At 66.9% G+C, this 15,906-nt stretch carries 17 protein-coding genes, 1 tRNA gene and 1 pseudogene; 6 read left to right on the top strand and 13 right to left on the bottom strand.

Annotated elements, in window-relative coordinates; translation table 11 throughout:
• Positions 1-55: 55 nt before the first annotated feature.
• Both DJ75_RS07165 and DJ75_RS18590 read left to right on the top strand, forming a co-directional pair.
• Positions 56-2,422, top strand: coding sequence for an ATP-dependent DNA helicase (locus DJ75_RS07165; RefSeq protein WP_094523830.1), 2,367 nt, complete (start codon positions 56-58; stop codon positions 2,420-2,422).
• 123 nt (positions 2,423-2,545) lie between these two features.
• Positions 2,546-2,698 (top strand): hypothetical protein, encoded by a 153-nt coding sequence (locus DJ75_RS18590; protein ID WP_170938322.1) that lies wholly within the window; start codon positions 2,546-2,548, stop codon positions 2,696-2,698.
• A gap of 1 nt (position 2,699) precedes the next feature.
• Here DJ75_RS18590 and DJ75_RS07160 read toward each other — a convergent pair.
• From DJ75_RS07160 to DJ75_RS07145, 4 genes and pseudogenes are all read right to left on the bottom strand, one after another.
• Positions 2,700-3,875: pseudogene (locus DJ75_RS07160) on the bottom strand (M24 family metallopeptidase).
• A gap of 103 nt (positions 3,876-3,978) precedes the next feature.
• Positions 3,979-4,590, bottom strand: coding sequence for a translation initiation factor IF-2 subunit beta (locus DJ75_RS07155; RefSeq protein ID WP_094523829.1), 612 nt, complete (start codon positions 4,588-4,590; stop codon positions 3,979-3,981).
• Between the two features lie 384 nt (positions 4,591-4,974).
• On the bottom strand, positions 4,975-5,517 hold the full coding sequence (locus DJ75_RS07150; RefSeq protein ID WP_094523828.1) for a hypothetical protein: 543 nt from the start codon (positions 5,515-5,517) through the stop codon (positions 4,975-4,977).
• A complete protein-coding gene (locus DJ75_RS07145; protein ID WP_094523827.1) occupies positions 5,514-6,128 on the bottom strand; it encodes a hypothetical protein in 615 nt (204 codons plus the stop codon). Before DJ75_RS07145 ends, DJ75_RS07150 begins: the two co-directional genes overlap by 4 nt.
• Before the next feature lie 462 nt (positions 6,129-6,590).
• Between DJ75_RS07145 and DJ75_RS18125 the strand changes: the two genes are divergently transcribed.
• On the top strand, positions 6,591-7,247 hold the full coding sequence (locus DJ75_RS18125; RefSeq protein ID WP_141211991.1) for a hypothetical protein: 657 nt from the start codon (positions 6,591-6,593) through the stop codon (positions 7,245-7,247).
• 353 nt (positions 7,248-7,600) lie between these two features.
• A complete protein-coding gene (locus DJ75_RS07140) occupies positions 7,601-7,894 on the top strand; it encodes a hypothetical protein (protein WP_094523826.1) in 294 nt (97 codons plus the stop codon).
• Between the two features lie 89 nt (positions 7,895-7,983).
• Here the strand turns inward: DJ75_RS07140 and DJ75_RS07135 are convergent.
• Positions 7,984-8,058 (bottom strand) — tRNA-Met (locus tag DJ75_RS07135).
• Positions 8,059-8,186: 128 nt separating this feature from the next.
• Entirely contained in the window at positions 8,187-8,396 is a 210-nt protein-coding gene (locus DJ75_RS07130) for a hypothetical protein (protein ID WP_094523825.1), read from the bottom strand.
• Positions 8,397-8,548: 152 nt separating this feature from the next.
• Here DJ75_RS07130 and DJ75_RS07125 point away from each other — a divergent pair, with 152 nt between their 5' ends.
• The gene (locus DJ75_RS07125) at positions 8,549-10,165 is read left to right on the top strand and encodes a long-chain-fatty-acid--CoA ligase (RefSeq protein ID WP_094523824.1); all 1,617 of its coding nucleotides are present in this window, start codon (positions 8,549-8,551) and stop codon (positions 10,163-10,165) included.
• An 86-nt stretch (positions 10,166-10,251) separates the two neighbouring features.
• Here the strand turns inward: DJ75_RS07125 and ftsY are convergent, their stop codons facing one another.
• The 7 genes from ftsY to DJ75_RS07090 form a co-directional block, all read right to left on the bottom strand.
• Positions 10,252-11,358: a signal recognition particle-docking protein FtsY gene (gene ftsY / locus DJ75_RS07120; protein WP_094523823.1), complete on the bottom strand. Its 1,107-nt coding sequence runs from the start codon at positions 11,356-11,358 to the stop codon at positions 10,252-10,254.
• An 8-nt stretch (positions 11,359-11,366) separates the two neighbouring features.
• Positions 11,367-11,822: a prefoldin subunit alpha gene (gene pfdA, locus DJ75_RS07115; RefSeq protein ID WP_094523822.1), complete on the bottom strand. Its 456-nt coding sequence runs from the start codon at positions 11,820-11,822 to the stop codon at positions 11,367-11,369.
• Entirely contained in the window at positions 11,822-11,998 is a 177-nt protein-coding gene (gene rpl18a / locus DJ75_RS07110; RefSeq protein ID WP_094523821.1) for a 50S ribosomal protein L18Ae, read from the bottom strand. Before rpl18a ends, pfdA begins: the two co-directional genes overlap by 1 nt.
• Before the next feature lie 318 nt (positions 11,999-12,316).
• A complete protein-coding gene (locus DJ75_RS07105) occupies positions 12,317-12,982 on the bottom strand; it encodes a translation initiation factor IF-6 (protein ID WP_094523820.1) in 666 nt (221 codons plus the stop codon).
• Position 12,983: 1 nt separating this feature from the next.
• Complete coding sequence (locus DJ75_RS07100) at positions 12,984-13,262, bottom strand: 50S ribosomal protein L31e (RefSeq protein WP_094523819.1); 279 nt, start codon at positions 13,260-13,262, stop codon at positions 12,984-12,986.
• Entirely contained in the window at positions 13,263-13,415 is a 153-nt protein-coding gene (locus tag DJ75_RS07095; RefSeq protein ID WP_094523818.1) for a 50S ribosomal protein L39e, read from the bottom strand.
• A 72-nt stretch (positions 13,416-13,487) separates the two neighbouring features.
• The gene (locus DJ75_RS07090; RefSeq protein WP_094523817.1) at positions 13,488-14,606 is read right to left on the bottom strand and encodes a M20 family metallopeptidase; all 1,119 of its coding nucleotides are present in this window, start codon (positions 14,604-14,606) and stop codon (positions 13,488-13,490) included.
• A 431-nt stretch (positions 14,607-15,037) separates the two neighbouring features.
• Here DJ75_RS07090 and msrA point away from each other — a divergent pair, with 431 nt between their 5' ends.
• Positions 15,038-15,574, top strand: coding sequence for a peptide-methionine (S)-S-oxide reductase MsrA (gene msrA, locus DJ75_RS07085; RefSeq protein WP_094523816.1), 537 nt, complete (start codon positions 15,038-15,040; stop codon positions 15,572-15,574).
• Positions 15,575-15,906 lie beyond the last annotated feature (332 nt).

The raw sequence follows: 15,906 nt of genomic DNA, 5'->3' as shown, positions 1-15,906 counted from the left end.
CCGCGGCCGTCGTCTCTCTCAAGGTTTAACTCCGATGGGAAGCTACGCGGCCACAGTGACGAACCCCCCGCCGTGGTCCGACCTCTTCGGCCACGAGGAGCCGTATCCGGAGCAGGCCGACGGGATCGACGCCGCCGTCGACGCCGCCGAGGACGGCGGCTTCCTCTCGTTAGAGGGCGCGTGCGGGACCGGCAAGACGATGCTCGCGCTCACCGCCGGGCTCGACCGGGTCCGCGACCCCGACTCCGACTTCGAGCGCGTCTTCGTCCTCACGAGCGTCAAACAGCAGCTCCGCCAGTTCGAGACGGATCTGGGGACGATCAACGCGAACCTCCCGGACGAGTACGACCCAGTCTCCGGACTGACGCTGGTCGGCAAGGCCGACGTCTGCCCGTACGCCCGCGAGAACCGCGGCGGGGTCGACCGCGAGAACGTGTACGAACGCTGCGAGGGGCTCCGCGAGCGCACCCGAAACCTCGTCGGCGACGGCGGCGCGACCACGACGTCGAACCTCGTGAGCGAGGCGCGGAGCCAGCAGGTCGGGCTGATGGACTCGGGGAGCGACACCGGATCGCACGGTGACGATTCCGCCGCCGCCGACTACCTCAGCGTCGACGGCGAACCCACCCCGTACCGCCCGGACACCGAGGAGTACGAGGGGACCGAGTTCTGCCCCTTTTACGCCGGGTTCCTCGACGACCTCCCGGAGGACGGTGACCCCGCGGAAGCGGTCCCGTTCGACGTGACCGACATCGGTCACGTCGACAGCGACGAACTGGTCCGGCTCGCCGCGGGTCACGGCTCCTGTCCCCACTCGATCATGGGGGCGCTCGTCCCCGAGGTCGAGGTCGTGATAGGGAACTACTACCACGCGTTCGACCCGGTGACGACCGGGACGTTCACGGGCGCACTGCTCGACGACGCGACGTTCGTCGTCTGCGACGAGGCGCACATGCTCGAACCGCGCGTCCGCGATCTCGTGAGCGACGCCGTCGCCGACGCCAGCCTCCGCGACGCCGAGAACGAGCTCACCCGCGTGGTCCAGCCGCTCTCCTTCGAGACGGCCGGCGCCGAGTCGGACGACGCGGAGCTCGTGCGCGGCGAGCTGGCCGACGCGGACGTGACCGTCGAGGAGATCGAGTCCGTCCGCGAGTTCTACGCCGACCTCCGCGGCGAGCTCGACCGCCGGGTCACGGAGCGACTCGACCGCGAGCGCCCCGACTGGCGGGCGTCGATGCGCGAGCTCGACGACGACGAGATCGCGCTCCGCGACCCCGAGGAGCCGGCGAGAGACGAGATCACGGCGTGGGCGGAACGCGAGGGGTACGGCGACCGCGTCTGGGCGCGCGCTCACCAGGTCGGTGCGGTCGTCAAGCGCGTCCTCGACTCGCTGGAGGAGGAGGACAAAAAGCGGGCGGCGCCCGGCGTCGGGCGCACCCTCAACGCCTGGTATCGCGAGGGCCACGAGGAGTTCTTCCGGGCGATCGATCTGGAACGGACGTGGGACGAGACCGCGCCGCCGGACTCGTGGCGGCGCGCCTACAACGCGAGCCTCGCGCTGTACAACTGCCTGCCGAGCGAGCCGATCGGCGACCGGCTCGCCGAGTTCGGCGGCGGCGTCCTCATGAGCGCGACGCTGGAGCCGATGGACGTGTTCCGCGAGGTGACCGGGCTCGATCACCTCGAATCGCAGGGCCGACCGGTCGTCGAGCGGACGTATGGGCTCTCGTTCCCCGAGGCGAACCGCGCGAGCCTCGCCGTCGACGCGCCGAAGTTCACCCACCAGAACCGCGGCGCGCCCGGCGAGTCGAACGACACCCGGCTCGCGCACCTGGACGCGACGGCGGCGGTGGCGGCCCGCGAGGGGAACGTGCTCGTCGGCACGCCGAGCTACGCGGAGGCGACGTGGATGGCCGAGTCGCTCTCGGAGCGGCTGGACAAACCGGTGCTCCTCGACGAGTCCTCCGGCGACCGCGCCACGGAGTCGCTGAAAGACGACTTCTTCGCGGGCGAGGGGAAGGTGCTCGTGACGAGCCTCCGCGGCACGCTCACCGAGGGCGTCGACTACCGCGGGGACCGCCTGTCGGCCGCCGTGGTCTGCGGGGTCCCGATCATCAACACGTCCCGGCCGCGGACCAGAGCCGTGATCACCGCCTACGACCGCCGCTTCGAGTCCGGGTTCGAGACGGCGCTCACGGTGCCGGCCGTGCGGAAGGCCCGACAGGCGGTCGGGCGGGTCATCCGCGGGCCGGACGAGCGCGGGGTGCGCGTCCTGCTCGACGCCCGGTACGCCCGCGAGTCGTGGAACAGCGTGCGGGAGTACCTCCCGGAACACGAGCGGGAGGAGTACCAGCCCGTGAGCCCGGACATGCTCGGCCTCGCGCTCGATCGGTTCGAGCGGCGAGCCGACGGCGGCGACTGACTCGAACGGCCGCGGCGAGCTGCGGTGATGTGCGGCGTTGCGGCCCTGAAACGGTCAAATAACAATTGCTTAAACCGCGGTACGATGCGTTTAACTAGGTCACGACAGCCCATGGCGGGTCCTATGAGTTCCGCAACGCAAAAGCCGAAGTACCACGTCGTCTGCCGGGAGTGTTCGGTCGAGCGCCTGTACGAGGACGGCGACGAGGCCACCGACCTCGAGCGGAAGCACACCAAAGAGACCGGTCACCGGATCGTCGTCGGGCGGGTCAAGTAGCTCACACGACGTTCGCGTCGATGTCGCGCGGGAAGTGCGTCAGCGTCTCGGTGCCAGACTCGGTTATCGCGACGGTGTCCGAGTGGCGGTAGCCGTACTCGTCGGTGTAGAGTCCGGGCTCTATCGTGTACACCTGTCCGGGGGCCATCACGGCGTCGTCGCCGTCGTAGCGCTCGCCCCAGCCGCGGTCGATGTACGGCGGCTCGTGGGCGCCGAGCCCGATGTTGTGACCGACGTGATGTCGCGCGAGGTCGGTCACGCCCTACTCCTCGAAGTACTCCCAGACGACCTCGTCCACCTCGGCCACCGGGACGCTCGGCCCGAGCGCGTCGATCGCGAGGGTCTGCGCCTCCAGCATGAGCTCGAAGTAGTGCTCCTGCTCGTCGGAGTAGTCGCCGACGAACATCGTCCGCTCCAGCTCGGAGCGGTAGCCGTCGACGTTCGCGGTCGCGCCCGTGACGAGGACGTCGCCCTCGGCGAGCCGCTCGTTCGGGGTGTGGCCGTGGGGCAGCGCGGTCTCGCGACCAGAGATGTAGCCGGCGTGGACGGGACCGCCGCCGCGCACCCGGACGCTGTACGTCTCCCCGAGCGTGTCGAGCATCGCCCGTGAGGCCTCCGTCGAGGCGCGCTGCGAGACCGTCGCCGGGTGCGCGCCGGGCTCGGTGAAGTCGGCGAGGTAGCGGTGGCCGAGGTTCGCCCACTTGGCCGACTCGCGGATCAGGTCCACCTCGGCGTCCGACTTCTCCCAGCGCATGCGGTCGACCCACGACTGCGTCTCGACGTCGACGAACTCGGAGAGCGCGGGGCCCTCGTACCCCATCACGCCCGGCGCGCCGTCGGCGTCGGTCGCCACGCGGTCGGCGTCGAGCCCGTCGAGCGCGTCGACGATGACGCGGATCGGGTCGCCGCAGGGGTAGTCGAGGTAGTGGTGCACCGCGTCGATCCGGGGGTTCGGCTCGACGCGCTCGACCTCCAGTCGCGGGACCGTGATCTCGACCCGGTCGGCCGTCACCGCGAGGACGACCGGGCGCTCGGTCTGGATGTGGTGGAAGCCGGTGAGGTACTCGATCGCGGTCGCGCCGAACCACGTCGCGGCGTCGGCGTCGGTCGCCGCGAGCCGGTCGCGGACCGCCGCGAGCCGGTCGTCGAACGCGGCGTCGGGGAGTCGTGTCGCCATGTCTCACGATCCGCGAACGCGCGGATAAACGGTCGGGTTGCGGAACGAGTCGGACGACAAAACGAGCGGCTCGGTCCGGCTTGGACCGGGTGCGGCGGGCCGATCAGCTCTCGCGGCGGGCGAACGCGAGGTTGCCGGAGACGTTCTTGATGTACGCTTTGACGGTCTCGCCCTCCTGCGCGCCGGGGACGAAGACGGTGTACTCGCCGACCTCGGCGACGCCGTCGCCCTTGCGGCCGGTGCCGACGATCTCGAGCTCGTACGTCTTGCCCGACTCGATGGCCTCCTCCTGGCGCTGCGTGTTCGAGGTGTTCTGCTTCGCGACCGGGCGGAAGGCCCCGCAGGCCTCACACCGGAGCATCGGCGTGCGGTTCTCCGTTTCCAGCCGGGTGTCGGGCAGGCCGCACTCCGAGCAGGTGACGTACGACTCGATGTACGAGTCGATCGCGGCCTGGAAGTCGCGCTCGCGGAAGTTCCCGCTGTAGCGGGCGCGGCCCGACTCGTACTGGCCGGCGGTCCCGAGCTCCTGCTGGATCTTCGAGTGGACGTGCTCGGGGTCGCGGCTCAGGGCGTCGGCGATCGCCGAGAGGTTCGTCAGTCGGGTGAACGCGCCGTCCTTCTGCGTCTCCGGGTCCGGCACCGACAGGCGCTCGTCGGAGCCGCCCAGATCCGGCACCTCCTCCATCGCGCGGTCGAGGCTCGATTCGTAGTCCATGCTCGACGGAAGGCGGGGCCGACGGAAATCGCTTCCGGGTTCGGGAGGGTGTGAGACGACCGCGGCTGGGTGCGGTTAGTACGGTATCTGCAGTAGTCCGGCGAGGAGAAGGAACGCGAAGGCGTACACGAGAACGACGAGCGCGTTCCGCTTCGGGGCGTTCGGCGCCGTGCCGGGGAGGCATTGCGGAAGCGATCGGAGAGCCTCAGCCGGAACGCGGGGGATTCGGTAGGGATTGTCCGAGTCGGTCATCGTGTCACCGTGTCGAGTAATGCGTTCGCAGTTCGTGCGTTTAGATATACGGTGCGATACGGTCTTAACGCCGTATTAACAACCGACGGTGGGGATACAGTGGTTGCTCCGACCTCGCGTTCGGAGCCCGGATCAGCTACAGCTCACCGTCCGCGTGAGACGCACGGCCACGCCGTCTCCGGACGCCTTGATCCCGATCGAGTCCCCGCAGGAGACGGACGAAAACGTTTGCGTCGCGCGCTCGCCCGGGGCGAGCGGACCGAGTTCGACCGACTTACCCTGGGCGGTCACCTCAACCGTCGCGAGCCGCGTTCCCGCCGGGAACTGGTTGATCACCGTCACGTCCACGTACGCGGTCTCGTTCTCGTCACCCCGCGTGGCGTTCGTTGTCTCGTTTCTGGTCGTATTCCCCGTCGCGTTCGTGGCCGTCGTCTCGTTCCCTCCGTCGCTCAGGGTCTCGGTCCCGTTGTCGGTCTGCGCCGCGTTCACCGTCGCCGTCAGGTTCTCGCCGCTGCGTTGCGTCTGTTCGAGACCCAGGAACGCGTTCGGATCCTCGGCGACTTCGACGGACACGCCTCGGTCGGTCGCCGTCGTGCTGAACCCTCCGGTGCCCGCCACGAGCGCCGTCACGGCGAGGAGCGCGACGGCGAGAGACAGGTATCGACGTCGACTCATTCGTCATCCACCTCGGGCGGTCTGCTTCTCGCGCCGAGTCGCATCCGGCAGTAGTTGTCGTAGAGGTGTCCCGTCGCCGACACCGACAGCGCCGTCACGAGGAAGACGCCGAAGTGGAGTGGCGACACCAGCGAGAACGGGTGTACACCCACCCAGATCCCGACGAGGCAGACGACACTTATCATGGACAGCCCGCAGTAGTAGGCGCTCCACGGAATGTCACGCCCGGTCAGCGAGTCGACGTAGAAGTTGGCGTCCGAGGCCGCCTCCGTGAGTTCGATGACGCCGCGCTGGGAGTCGTAGTCGACGAATCCGTACTCGGCCATCTTCGGCAGGTGGAACTGCCGGAGGGCGTTTCGCACGCGCTTCCGCTCGCGGTGATCGAGCGTGTCGATCTCCTTTCCGTACTCCCAGCTCGCGACCCAGTCCGTGAGTTCCGAGACAGCGACGGGGTCCCCGTTCCGTCGTTTGAGGTAGTGAATCGCGTAGCGGCGGCGCTGGTTGCTGAGCACCTCGAAGACGTCGTCTCTGGTGAAGTCCGGTTCCTCTCTCGACGCCAACTCAGCGTCGCCGTCGACCGTGTTACTCGTCTCTGTCTGTGCCTCAGCCATGCTCCCTCCGCCCTACACACATCTCGTCAATAGAGTCAATCCAGTATCACTTTACTATAGATAGCGGAAACGATGACAAAGCCCCTCTACCACCGGTTGAGAAGAAGCTATTCGATATGACATATTATTCCGACAGACTCGTGGGTATCGCCAATAAACTGCTTCTAACTCGAATTAATTATACAGAAATAATGTATTTTATCATATATGATCTCTTGCGGTCGGCGCGTGAGCGTTAAGCCCATGTAAAGAGACTCAGGCAGTTCGACAAAGGGATCTTGCTCACTCTCCATAGAGCCTATTCCTCATTTACAGACACTCTCTCCCAGTTCCGCTGGCGGTATATTCCAAAGGGAGTCTCGCCTCTTGAGCGGAATACGCCCCGTGGACGGCGACGACGGACCGGCGTCGGGAGTCGTCGGCGTTCGTGAACGGGCGCGACACAACGAGGTTTGAAAACCAATGCAACGACGCAAATTCATAGTCGGACTGGGATCGCTCGCCGCCGGCGGGGTGGCTGCAATGGGTAGTGGTGCGTTGTCATCAGCCAGTGCGGAGAGGGCGATCAGCACTCAAGTCAGCACAGATACCAACGCATATCTAGGAATCACTGGGGATCCTGATTACACTGCAGAAACTAACGGTACGCTGGAAATTAATTTCGACAACAACGGAAATGGAACCGGACTTAATGCAAATGCAACTACAGAATTCACCGATCTTCTGACCGTCAGTAATCAGGGGACGGAACTTGTGCTGGTCTGGGTAAATCTTAATGATCTGAATGCATCGATTAGCGGCAATGGTTATGTCACGTCATACCTCTCCATGCAGGCTAATGCCCTTGCAAATGGTACAGGAAGTGGCATGGACGGTGGAGATGGTACCTCCTCAGGCATGGGGACTAGCGGGGCTCCCGGACAATGGGGTGTGTTCGTCCCACCAGGTGAAAGCGTGGACATTGCCCTCGGATTCTATGACATCCCTGCCGGTGATGTCGGTCAAGTTTACAACGCTGACATCGGAGTGAACGCTGCTTCAGAGGATTCAGAGATCTTCAAGAACGTCGTGACAGCATATAACTTCCCGAACAGTCCCAACCGTCCATACGTCCCGTAACATTCCAGAGACACCATTTTATCATGCAGATTACTCGACAAGTAGTACCAATCTCCAGCGGAGTCTCCGGATCTAGTTTATAATGGCGGATGTCGTGCTGTCAGGTGTTTTCACTTGACTCGACGTCGGTGATTACGATTCGAACCACGCCCGAGCGGATAGCTTTCTGACCGGGCGACTTGAGTACGACGGTCCCACGGGGCAATAAGCGTCGGCGACGGCTGACAGGGGTATCGAAGCCGATGCAGTCGATGACTCACGCGCCCACGCGGGCTGAGATTAATGTCCGCGGAGATCCGGATTGGGTTCAACGAAATCGTGAACGAAACGAACGGCAACGCACGAACGCGCCGATGAAGATCGTCTCGATCGTTACCGTCACGAATCGCTTCGACGCGTCGGTCCGCGTCACGTCGGTCGACGTTGACGTTGATGTGCCTGACGGCCTCAATACCACGGTGGAATCGACACTCACGGACCTCTCGAACGAGTCCGGGCAACTCGTGGCCGAGATCAACTGCGAGCGCGGCTTCGAAAGGGACGACCTGTTGGTAGGACTCAAAATCGACGAAGGGACGGTCAGCGCCGAGATATCCGGCGACGAAGCGGACAGACGCATCTCAATCACGTACGACGAGGAGTTCTGACTTTCACCCTCTTCGATCGCTTAGAGTTGACGGGTGCGTCGCTCAGGGGAATTAAAAACGCCCAGGAGACCGCGGCCGCAAACGAACAGTAGCGGGAGGTAGATTTGAACTACCGATCTCCGGGTTATGAGCCCGGCGGAATCTCCTGGCTATCCCATCCCGCTATCGTATCAAAACCCGTTGCGACTGTTAAGGGTTCTGATCCCGTCGCCCGTGTGCGATTCGACCACGCACGGTTTATATACGGACGGCGGCGGGATCGCCGGCGCAGTCGGGGCATCACTCGGTCGACTCACTCCGACCCGGCGTGTTTCTGCCGGAACCGCAGCGCGAGGATCGCGCCGAGCGCGAACGCGACCGGGAGGACCGCGTCGGCGGGGTCGCCGGAGAGCGCTCGACCCGCGGTCAGCCCCGCCATGAGCGCGAAGAACAGCGACAGGAGCCCGGCGATGGGGACCGCGTACCCCTCGGTGAACGTCGACCGGCCGGATCCGTCGCTCATACGCCCTGAACCCTCCGAGACGGGGAAAACCTCGCGGCACCGCGACGGCGGGGGCCTCGCGACGATGCCGGTGAGATCCGACGGCCACCGGCGGCGGCGCCGCCTTGTGCCGGCCGCAAACGCTTTTATCAATCAAAAATAGTGATAAATCGATGCGAAAACCGCTACTGACGACGGACTTTCTGGATCGGGCGCGCCGGCACTACGCGGACGAGGAGGCCGTGCTCGCCACCGACGGCACGCGGTACACCTACGCCGAGCTCGGCGAGCGCGCGGATCGGTTCTCGGCCGCCCTCCGGGCGCGCGGGATCGAGAAGGGCGACCGCGTCGCGGTGTTGGACCCGAACACGCACTACCACCTCGAAGCGGCGTACGGCGCGATGCAGGTCGGCGCGGTCCACACCCCGCTGAACTACCGGCTCACGCCCGACGACTTCGCGTACATGCTCTCCGACGCGGGCGTCGACGCGATCTACGCCGACGCCGAGTACGCCGACCGGATCGAGGCGGTCCGCGACGAGGTGCCGACGGAGACGTTCCTCACGAACGACGCCGACGCGGTCGCGGGCGACTGGGAGTCGTTCGACGGGGCGCTCGCGGACGCCGACCCCGACGCCTACGAGCGCCCGGAGATGGACGAGGACGAGGTGATCACGATCAACTACACCTCGGGGACGACCGGCGACCCGAAGGGAGTCTGCCGCACGCACCGCGCCGAGACCCTCCACGCGTACCTCATCGCGATCCACCAGGAGATCACCGACGACGACGTCTACCTCTGGACGCTCCCGATGTTCCACGTCAACGGGTGGGGCCATATCTACGCGATCACCGGAATGGGCGCCCGGCACGTCTGCACCCGCGGCGTCGACGTCGCCGCGGTGTTCGCCCGGATCCGCGAGGAGGACGTCTCGTACTTCTGTGCGGCGCCGACCGTGCTCAACATGCTGGGCGACCACTACGCCGAACACGGCGGGGCGACGACCGGCGACAGCGACGTGCGCGCCGCGACCGCCGGCGCGGCGCCGCCGGAGGCGACGATCCGCACCGTCGAGGAGGAGTTCGGCTGGGAGCTCAAACACGTGTACGGCGCGACCGAGACCGGCCCCCTCATCACCACCTCGGACGCGAAGCGGCACTTCGAGGCGGGCTCGCCCGACCGCTTCGCGGTGAAGAAGACGCAGGGGATCGGCTACCTCGGCACCGACGTGCGCGTCGTCGACGAGGACGGCGAGGACGTGCCCGCCGACGGCGAGACGATCGGCGAGATCGTCGTCCGCGGCAACCAGGTGATGGACCGCTACTGGAACAAGCCCGAGGCCACCGAGCAGGCGTTCTCGGAGCGGCTGGAGGGGTACTACCACATGGGCGACCTGGCCGTCGTCGACGAGGACGGCTTCGTCTCGATCCAGGACCGCAAGAAGGACATCATCATCTCCGGCGGCGAGAACATCTCCTCGATCGAGTTAGAGGACACCCTCTTCGAGCACGCGGTCGTCTCCGACGTGGCGGTCATCCCCGCGCCGGACGAGCGGTGGGGCGAGACCCCGAAGGCGTTCGTCGTCCCCGAGGGCGGCGACCCCGATGACGCGGGCGCGACGACGGAGGATCTGAAGTCGTTCGTCCGCGAGCGCGTCGCCGACTACAAGACGCCGGGCGAGGTGGAGTTCGTCGCTGAGCTCCCGACGACGGCGACGGGGAAGATACAGAAGTACGAGCTCCGCCAGCGCGAGTGGGACGAAGAAGAGCGGATGGTCGGGGAAGGGTAGTCGGAGGGAGGGTCGCACGACCGCCGACTCGGCGGTCACCGAGCCGACTGACCCGCGGTCACCGAACCAACTGACCCGGTCCGGCCCTACTCCTCGTCGAGCAGGCTCTCGACGAGCTCCTCGGGCTCGAACAGCGTGAGGTCGTCGTACCCCTGTCCGGTCCCCAGGAAGAGGATCGGCTTCCCGGTGACGTACGCCACCGAGATCGCGGCGCCGCCGGAGGAGTCGGCGTCGGCCTTCGTCAGGATGGCCCCGTCGATCTCGGCGGCGTCGTCGAACTCCTTCGCGCGGTTCACGGCGTCCTGTCCCGCGACCGCCTCGTCGACGAACAGCGTCATGTCCGGGTCGACGACGCGGTCGATCTTCTCCAACTGCGCCATCAGATCGTCGCTGGTGTGAAGCCGCCCGGCCGTGTCGCCGAGCACGACGTCGACGTCGTTGGCCGCGGCGTACTCGACGCCGTCGTAGATGACGGCCGCGGGGTCGCCGCCCTGGTCGTGGGAGATCAGCTCTCGACCGAGCCGGTCTGCGTGCTCCGCGATCTGCTCGTTGGCGCCGGCCCGGTAGGTGTCGCCGTTCGCCAGCACCGACGAGTAGCCGCGGTCGGCGAGCCACTCGGAGAGCTTCGCGATGCTCGTCGTCTTCCCGACGCCGTTGACGCCGGTGAAGACGATGGTGACCGGCTTCTCGGCCGCCGCGATCCGCTCCTCGAAGTCGAACTGGCCGACCGCGATCACGTCGAGCAGCGCGTCGTGGAGCGCCGACTCGACCAGCTCGCCGGTCGTCTCGACCTGCTTGCGCGACTCGCCGAGCATCTTCTCGCGGACGGTGTCGAGGATCCGCTCGGCGACGCTCATCTCCACGTCGCTCTCGAGGAGGGCCATCTCGAGGTTCCACAGCGGCTCTTCGAGGTCCTCCTCCTCGATGATGATCCGACCGGTGGCGAACGCCTTCGCGCGCTGGAAGGTGCTCGGCTCGTCGTCGTCCGCGTCGCTATCGTCGGACTTCGCCTCGACGTCGGCCCCCGTTTCGGCCGCGACCGCCTCCGCGTCACCGTCCGCGTCGGCGGCGTCGCTCGCGGTCGTCTCGTCGGGGGTCGGCTCGTCGCCCTCGGCGGGGTCCGCCTCGACGTCAGTGCTCTCCTCGACGTCCTCTCGGAACCCCGAGAGCTTGTCCTTCAGTCCGTCGAACACGGTCTACCTTACTCCTCGTCGCCCTGGCCCTGCCCCATCTGCTGCATCTGCTGCTGCTGCATCTGCTGTTGCATCTGCTGGGCCTGCTGTTCGAGCTCTTGGCTCTCGGACTCGAGCTCGTCGACCTCCTCTTGCGTCTCCTCAATGCGGTCGTTGAGCGCCTCCTGCTTGCGCCGAAGCACGTCGATGGCGTCGCCTTCGCTCTGCTCCGCGGAGTAGTTGCCGCCGAGCGAGACGATGATCTCGTCGATGTCCTGGACCTCGGCGCGGACGTAGGCGCCGCCGCCGAGCGGGACCTGCACCGTCGAGCCCGTGTCGAGGGTCTCGATCGCCTCGACCGCGTCGTCGATGTCGGACTGCTCCTCGCGGTAGTCGGCGATCTCCGCTTCGAGGGCCTCGATCTCCTCGTCGAGCGCCTGCAGCTCCTGGGAGAGCTGCTGGAGCTGCTGTTGTCCGCCGCCCATCATGCCGCGGACACCTCCTCGATCTCGATCTGGGTGCGCTTCCGGTTGTGCTGGCTCCCGACCGTGGTGTAGATGCGCTCGCGGGCGAGGTCCTCGTTCTCTGCCTCGACCTCCTTCGTGAACGGCTGGAAGTCGCCTCGACTCTGGAACCGTCCACTCACCGTGTAGGTACTCATGTTCTCCGATCCGGCAGGGACAGGGAAGTATCTTCCTAAAAGGCGAGAGACCGGCACCGAAGCGGGACCGGCTTCGTTCGGGGCGACGGGCCCGAATTCCGGTGGTATCCTCGACGGATCGAGCCGTCTCCGGGCCGGCTACCCGGTCAGGTCCGGCCAGCCGGTACGACACTGCGAGCGCGTGGACGGCGACGAGCGCGACGAGCGCGAGCGTCTCGCCCACGGCTCGCCTGCAGTCGGTAACACAGCGGGAGAAGCGAGTCGGGGGAGAGGGGTCGACCGAACCGCGATGAACAGCGGCCGTCGGCGACGCGGGCGTCAGTCGATGAAGCCGAGCGTCTCTTCGATCCGACCCAGCTCGGGGCCGGTGGTGTCATCGCCGACGACGTATCCCTCGTCGGTGGCGACGAGCCCGGAGCCGACCAGCGGCGCGCCGTAGTTGACCGTGCCGAGATCGGCCCGGACATCGAGCGCCTCCTCGACGTCTCGCAGCTCCGATTCGGTCGACTTGGGATGACAGAGCACGCCGGCGTTGTTGGCGACCGCCGCCGTCCCGACGGTGCGAACGTCGCCGAGGTCGCCGCGGGACACGGGGACGCCGAGGGTCTCTCTGATCGTCACGATCGTTTCGCGCGGGAGGTCCGGGTGGACGTAGGCGCCGTAGTCGTTCGCGAGGACGACGTTGCCGGCCGCGTTGATCTCGCCGGGGAGCTCGCCCACCTCGCGGTCGGCGGCCTCGGCGATCCGCGACTGCTCCCGTTCGGTCGCCCGCGCGGAGACGAGAACGCCGTTCTCGTTGCCCGTCGCGAGGGAGCCGACGGTGTTGGCGCCGCCGACCGTCGTGAGGAGGGGCTCGGCGCCCAGCTCCTCGCCGAGAGACTCGGCGAGCTCCTCGTCGACGTCCGGCCGGACCAACAGGAGGTCGTCGATCGCGCGGGCGAACACGCCCACGTACGACGAGCCGGTGAAAGTCGCCCGTAACACGTTACTCGGCGTACTCGGCTTCGACGACGGGCTCGCCGTCCTCGACGAACCTGGCCGCGCGGACGCGGACCTTGCTCGGCGGGTTCTGGCGCCCGTTCGCCCAGACCGCCTCGTTGACCGAGGTGTCGATGACGACGTCCGCCTCGTCGACGGAGAAGTGCTGCGCGAGGTGCTCGCGAATGATCCGCATCGCGAAGTCGGCGCGTTCCTGTACCGGCTTGTCGTTGGCGTCGCGGAGCGGCACGGTGACGACGCGCTCCTCGAAGTCGCTGGTGCTCATTTATTCGTCCAGGTCGTTCCGGCGCCAGTTGCGCCGCTTGGGGTTTCGCGTCACGTTCATGTCCGTCTTCATCATGACCCACGCCGGGACGCGGGTGTTCTGGCGTTCCGCCTTCGCCAGACGCTTCTTTTGAGCCTTCGATTTATTTCCCATAGTAGCCCACAGTTTCCGCGGGGCGCATAAAACCCCTTCCATACCGCGTCGCACGGCGTGCCGAGTGACCGCTCAGAACGGCCGTTCGGCGACTCCTTCGTAAATGCGATAACACCGGTCGAGGACGTCGATCCCGACGCTCTCCGTGTCGGTGTGCGCCTCGCCCGGCTCGGAGGCGCCGCAGACGAGGCAGTCGGTCCCGGCCCCGGCGAGCCACCCCGCGTCGGTCGCGTGCGGCTTGACGACGTGTTCGGGCGCGTCGAGCCCCAGTCCGTCGTGGACCTCGCGGGCGACCGCGAGCGCGGCCTCGGCGAAGGCGTCGTCGCCGCAGGCCATCGGCGGGAGGTCCTGCTCGACGGTCAACTCGACGCCCGCGACCGCCTCGGCTGCGCGGGCGAGGTCGGCGCGGTCGCCGGGGACGGTGCGCTCGTCGATCGTCACCTCGCAGCGCTCCGGGGTCACGTTCCACGTCTCGCCGCCGTGGACGATCGTGACCGCGAGCGACCCCGTGACGGCCTCGCCGAAGACGGTCGCCTCCGGGGCGTCGAGGTCGCGGACGACGTCGATCGCGTCGCTGGCGCGGTAGATCGCGTTCTCGCCGCGCTCGGGCTCGGAGGCGTGCGCCGCGGTCCCGTGCGCGACCAGCGTCGACGCGCGCCGGCCCTTGTGCGCGACCGCGACGTCGGTGACGCCCGGCTTCGAGTAGTCCGTCGACCCCTCGGCGACGACCGCGCGGTCGGGAGCGAACCCCTCGTCGATCGCGTGGCGCGCGCCGGTCCCGCCGACCTCCTCGCCGACGAACGAGGCGACCGCGAGCTCGCGGCCCGCCGGCGGCTCGGCGTCGCGGAACGCGAGCATGCAGGCCGCCACCGCGCCCTTCATGTCGGCCGATCCGCGCCCGTGAATCCGCCCGTCGCGGCGCTCGACGACGTACTCGCCGGCCTTCCCGTCGCCGGTCGTCTGGCGCTCGGCCGGCGGGACCACGTCGTGGTGGCCGACCAGCGCGAGGGTGTCGGCGTCGGGGTCCTCCGTCGCGCCTTTGTAAGCGATCACGTTGCCGACCGCGTCGCGCTCGACCCGCGCGTCGGTCTCGGCGCGGAGCCACTCCTCGATCGCGTCGCCGGCGTCGGTCTCGTCCTCGTGGGAGGGAATGCCGACCAGCTCCTCAGTCAGGTCCGCGAGTTCGTCCATGTACGAGTCTGGGCGGTTCAGCGAATTAAATAGCGGGGTGCGAGTTGTTTATAACTGAACTCGTGCGGTGGCGCGCGCCTGCGAGGCCCTCCGCGGCCGAGCAGCGCGTGCGAGGGAGGCGGCGGTCCGGCGCGGCTCCGCCCGCGCCGGGCCGTCCGCCGAGGCTGGGGAGGTGTGAGGCTGCGGTGCCGTGCGGGTGGGACCCAAAGGGGCAGCCGTGAGGAGCGCGGAGGCGACGTAAGCACCGCAGGAACGAGCGAAGCGAGTGACGAGGAGCGCAGCGAGCGTGCGCGCTCCTCACGGCTGGGGATTTGGCGGTGTTGACCGACGATCCGTCGTCAGAGACTTATAAATAAACGTCTGGGTTCGCCACCATCGTTCACACCTAAGCGCGCGTCATTAATACGTCTCCGAGCCCTTAGAACGAGTATATGTCCGATCAGCTCGAAACCGCGACGCTCGGCGGCGGGTGCTTCTGGTGTATCGAGGCGGCGCTCGAACAGCTCGCCGGCGTCGAGTCGGTCACCTCCGGCTACGCGGGCGGCCACGTCGACGACCCCACGTACAAGCAGGTGTGCTCCGGCAACACCGGCCACGCCGAGGTCGTGCAGGTCGAGTTCGATCCCGACGTCATCGCCTACGACGAGGTGCTGGAGGCGTTCTTCGAGATCCACGACCCGACCCAGCTGAACCGCCAGGGTCCCGACGTGGGGAGCCAGTACCGCTCGATCGTCCTCTATCACGACGAGGACCAGCGCGAGCTCGCCGCCGCGTACATCGACGCGCTCGACGAGGAGTACGACGACGACGTGGTGACGGAGCTCGACCGGTTAGAGACGTTCTACCGGGCGGAAGAGCACCACCAAGACTACTTCGCGAAGAACCCGAACGACGCGTACTGCAGCTTCCACGCCAAGCCGAAGATGGAGAAGGTCCGCGAGAAGTTCGAGGCGAAGGTCGCGAAGTAAGCGGTAGATTCCGCAGCGAACGTCTTTTATGCCTCGATCGCTCGCAGATGACCGACTGACCACTCCGCGGTGAACACCTCCAAAGCCCCAGTCGCTCGTTTATAAATAGCTGACTGTGGATCGACGGTGAACACCTCCAAAGCCCCAGCCGCTCGTTTATAAATAGCTGACTGTGGATCGGTAGTGAACACCTCCAAAGCCCCAGCCGCGAGGACTCGCGCGGCTTGCTGCGCTCCTCGCTCAGTCGCTGACGCTCCTTCGCTGCGGTGCTTACTGCGCCGTGCTTCGTCCTCGCGACTGCCCCTTTGAGTCCCGCCCCGCACCGCAACCGC

The sequence above is a fragment of the Halorubrum sp. Eb13 genome, from assembly GCF_002252895.1.
Classification (GTDB): domain Archaea; phylum Halobacteriota; class Halobacteria; order Halobacteriales; family Haloferacaceae; genus Halorubrum.
The sequence above is the reverse complement of the archived record's forward strand: the minus strand, read 5'-3'. Positions and strand labels throughout refer to the sequence as shown.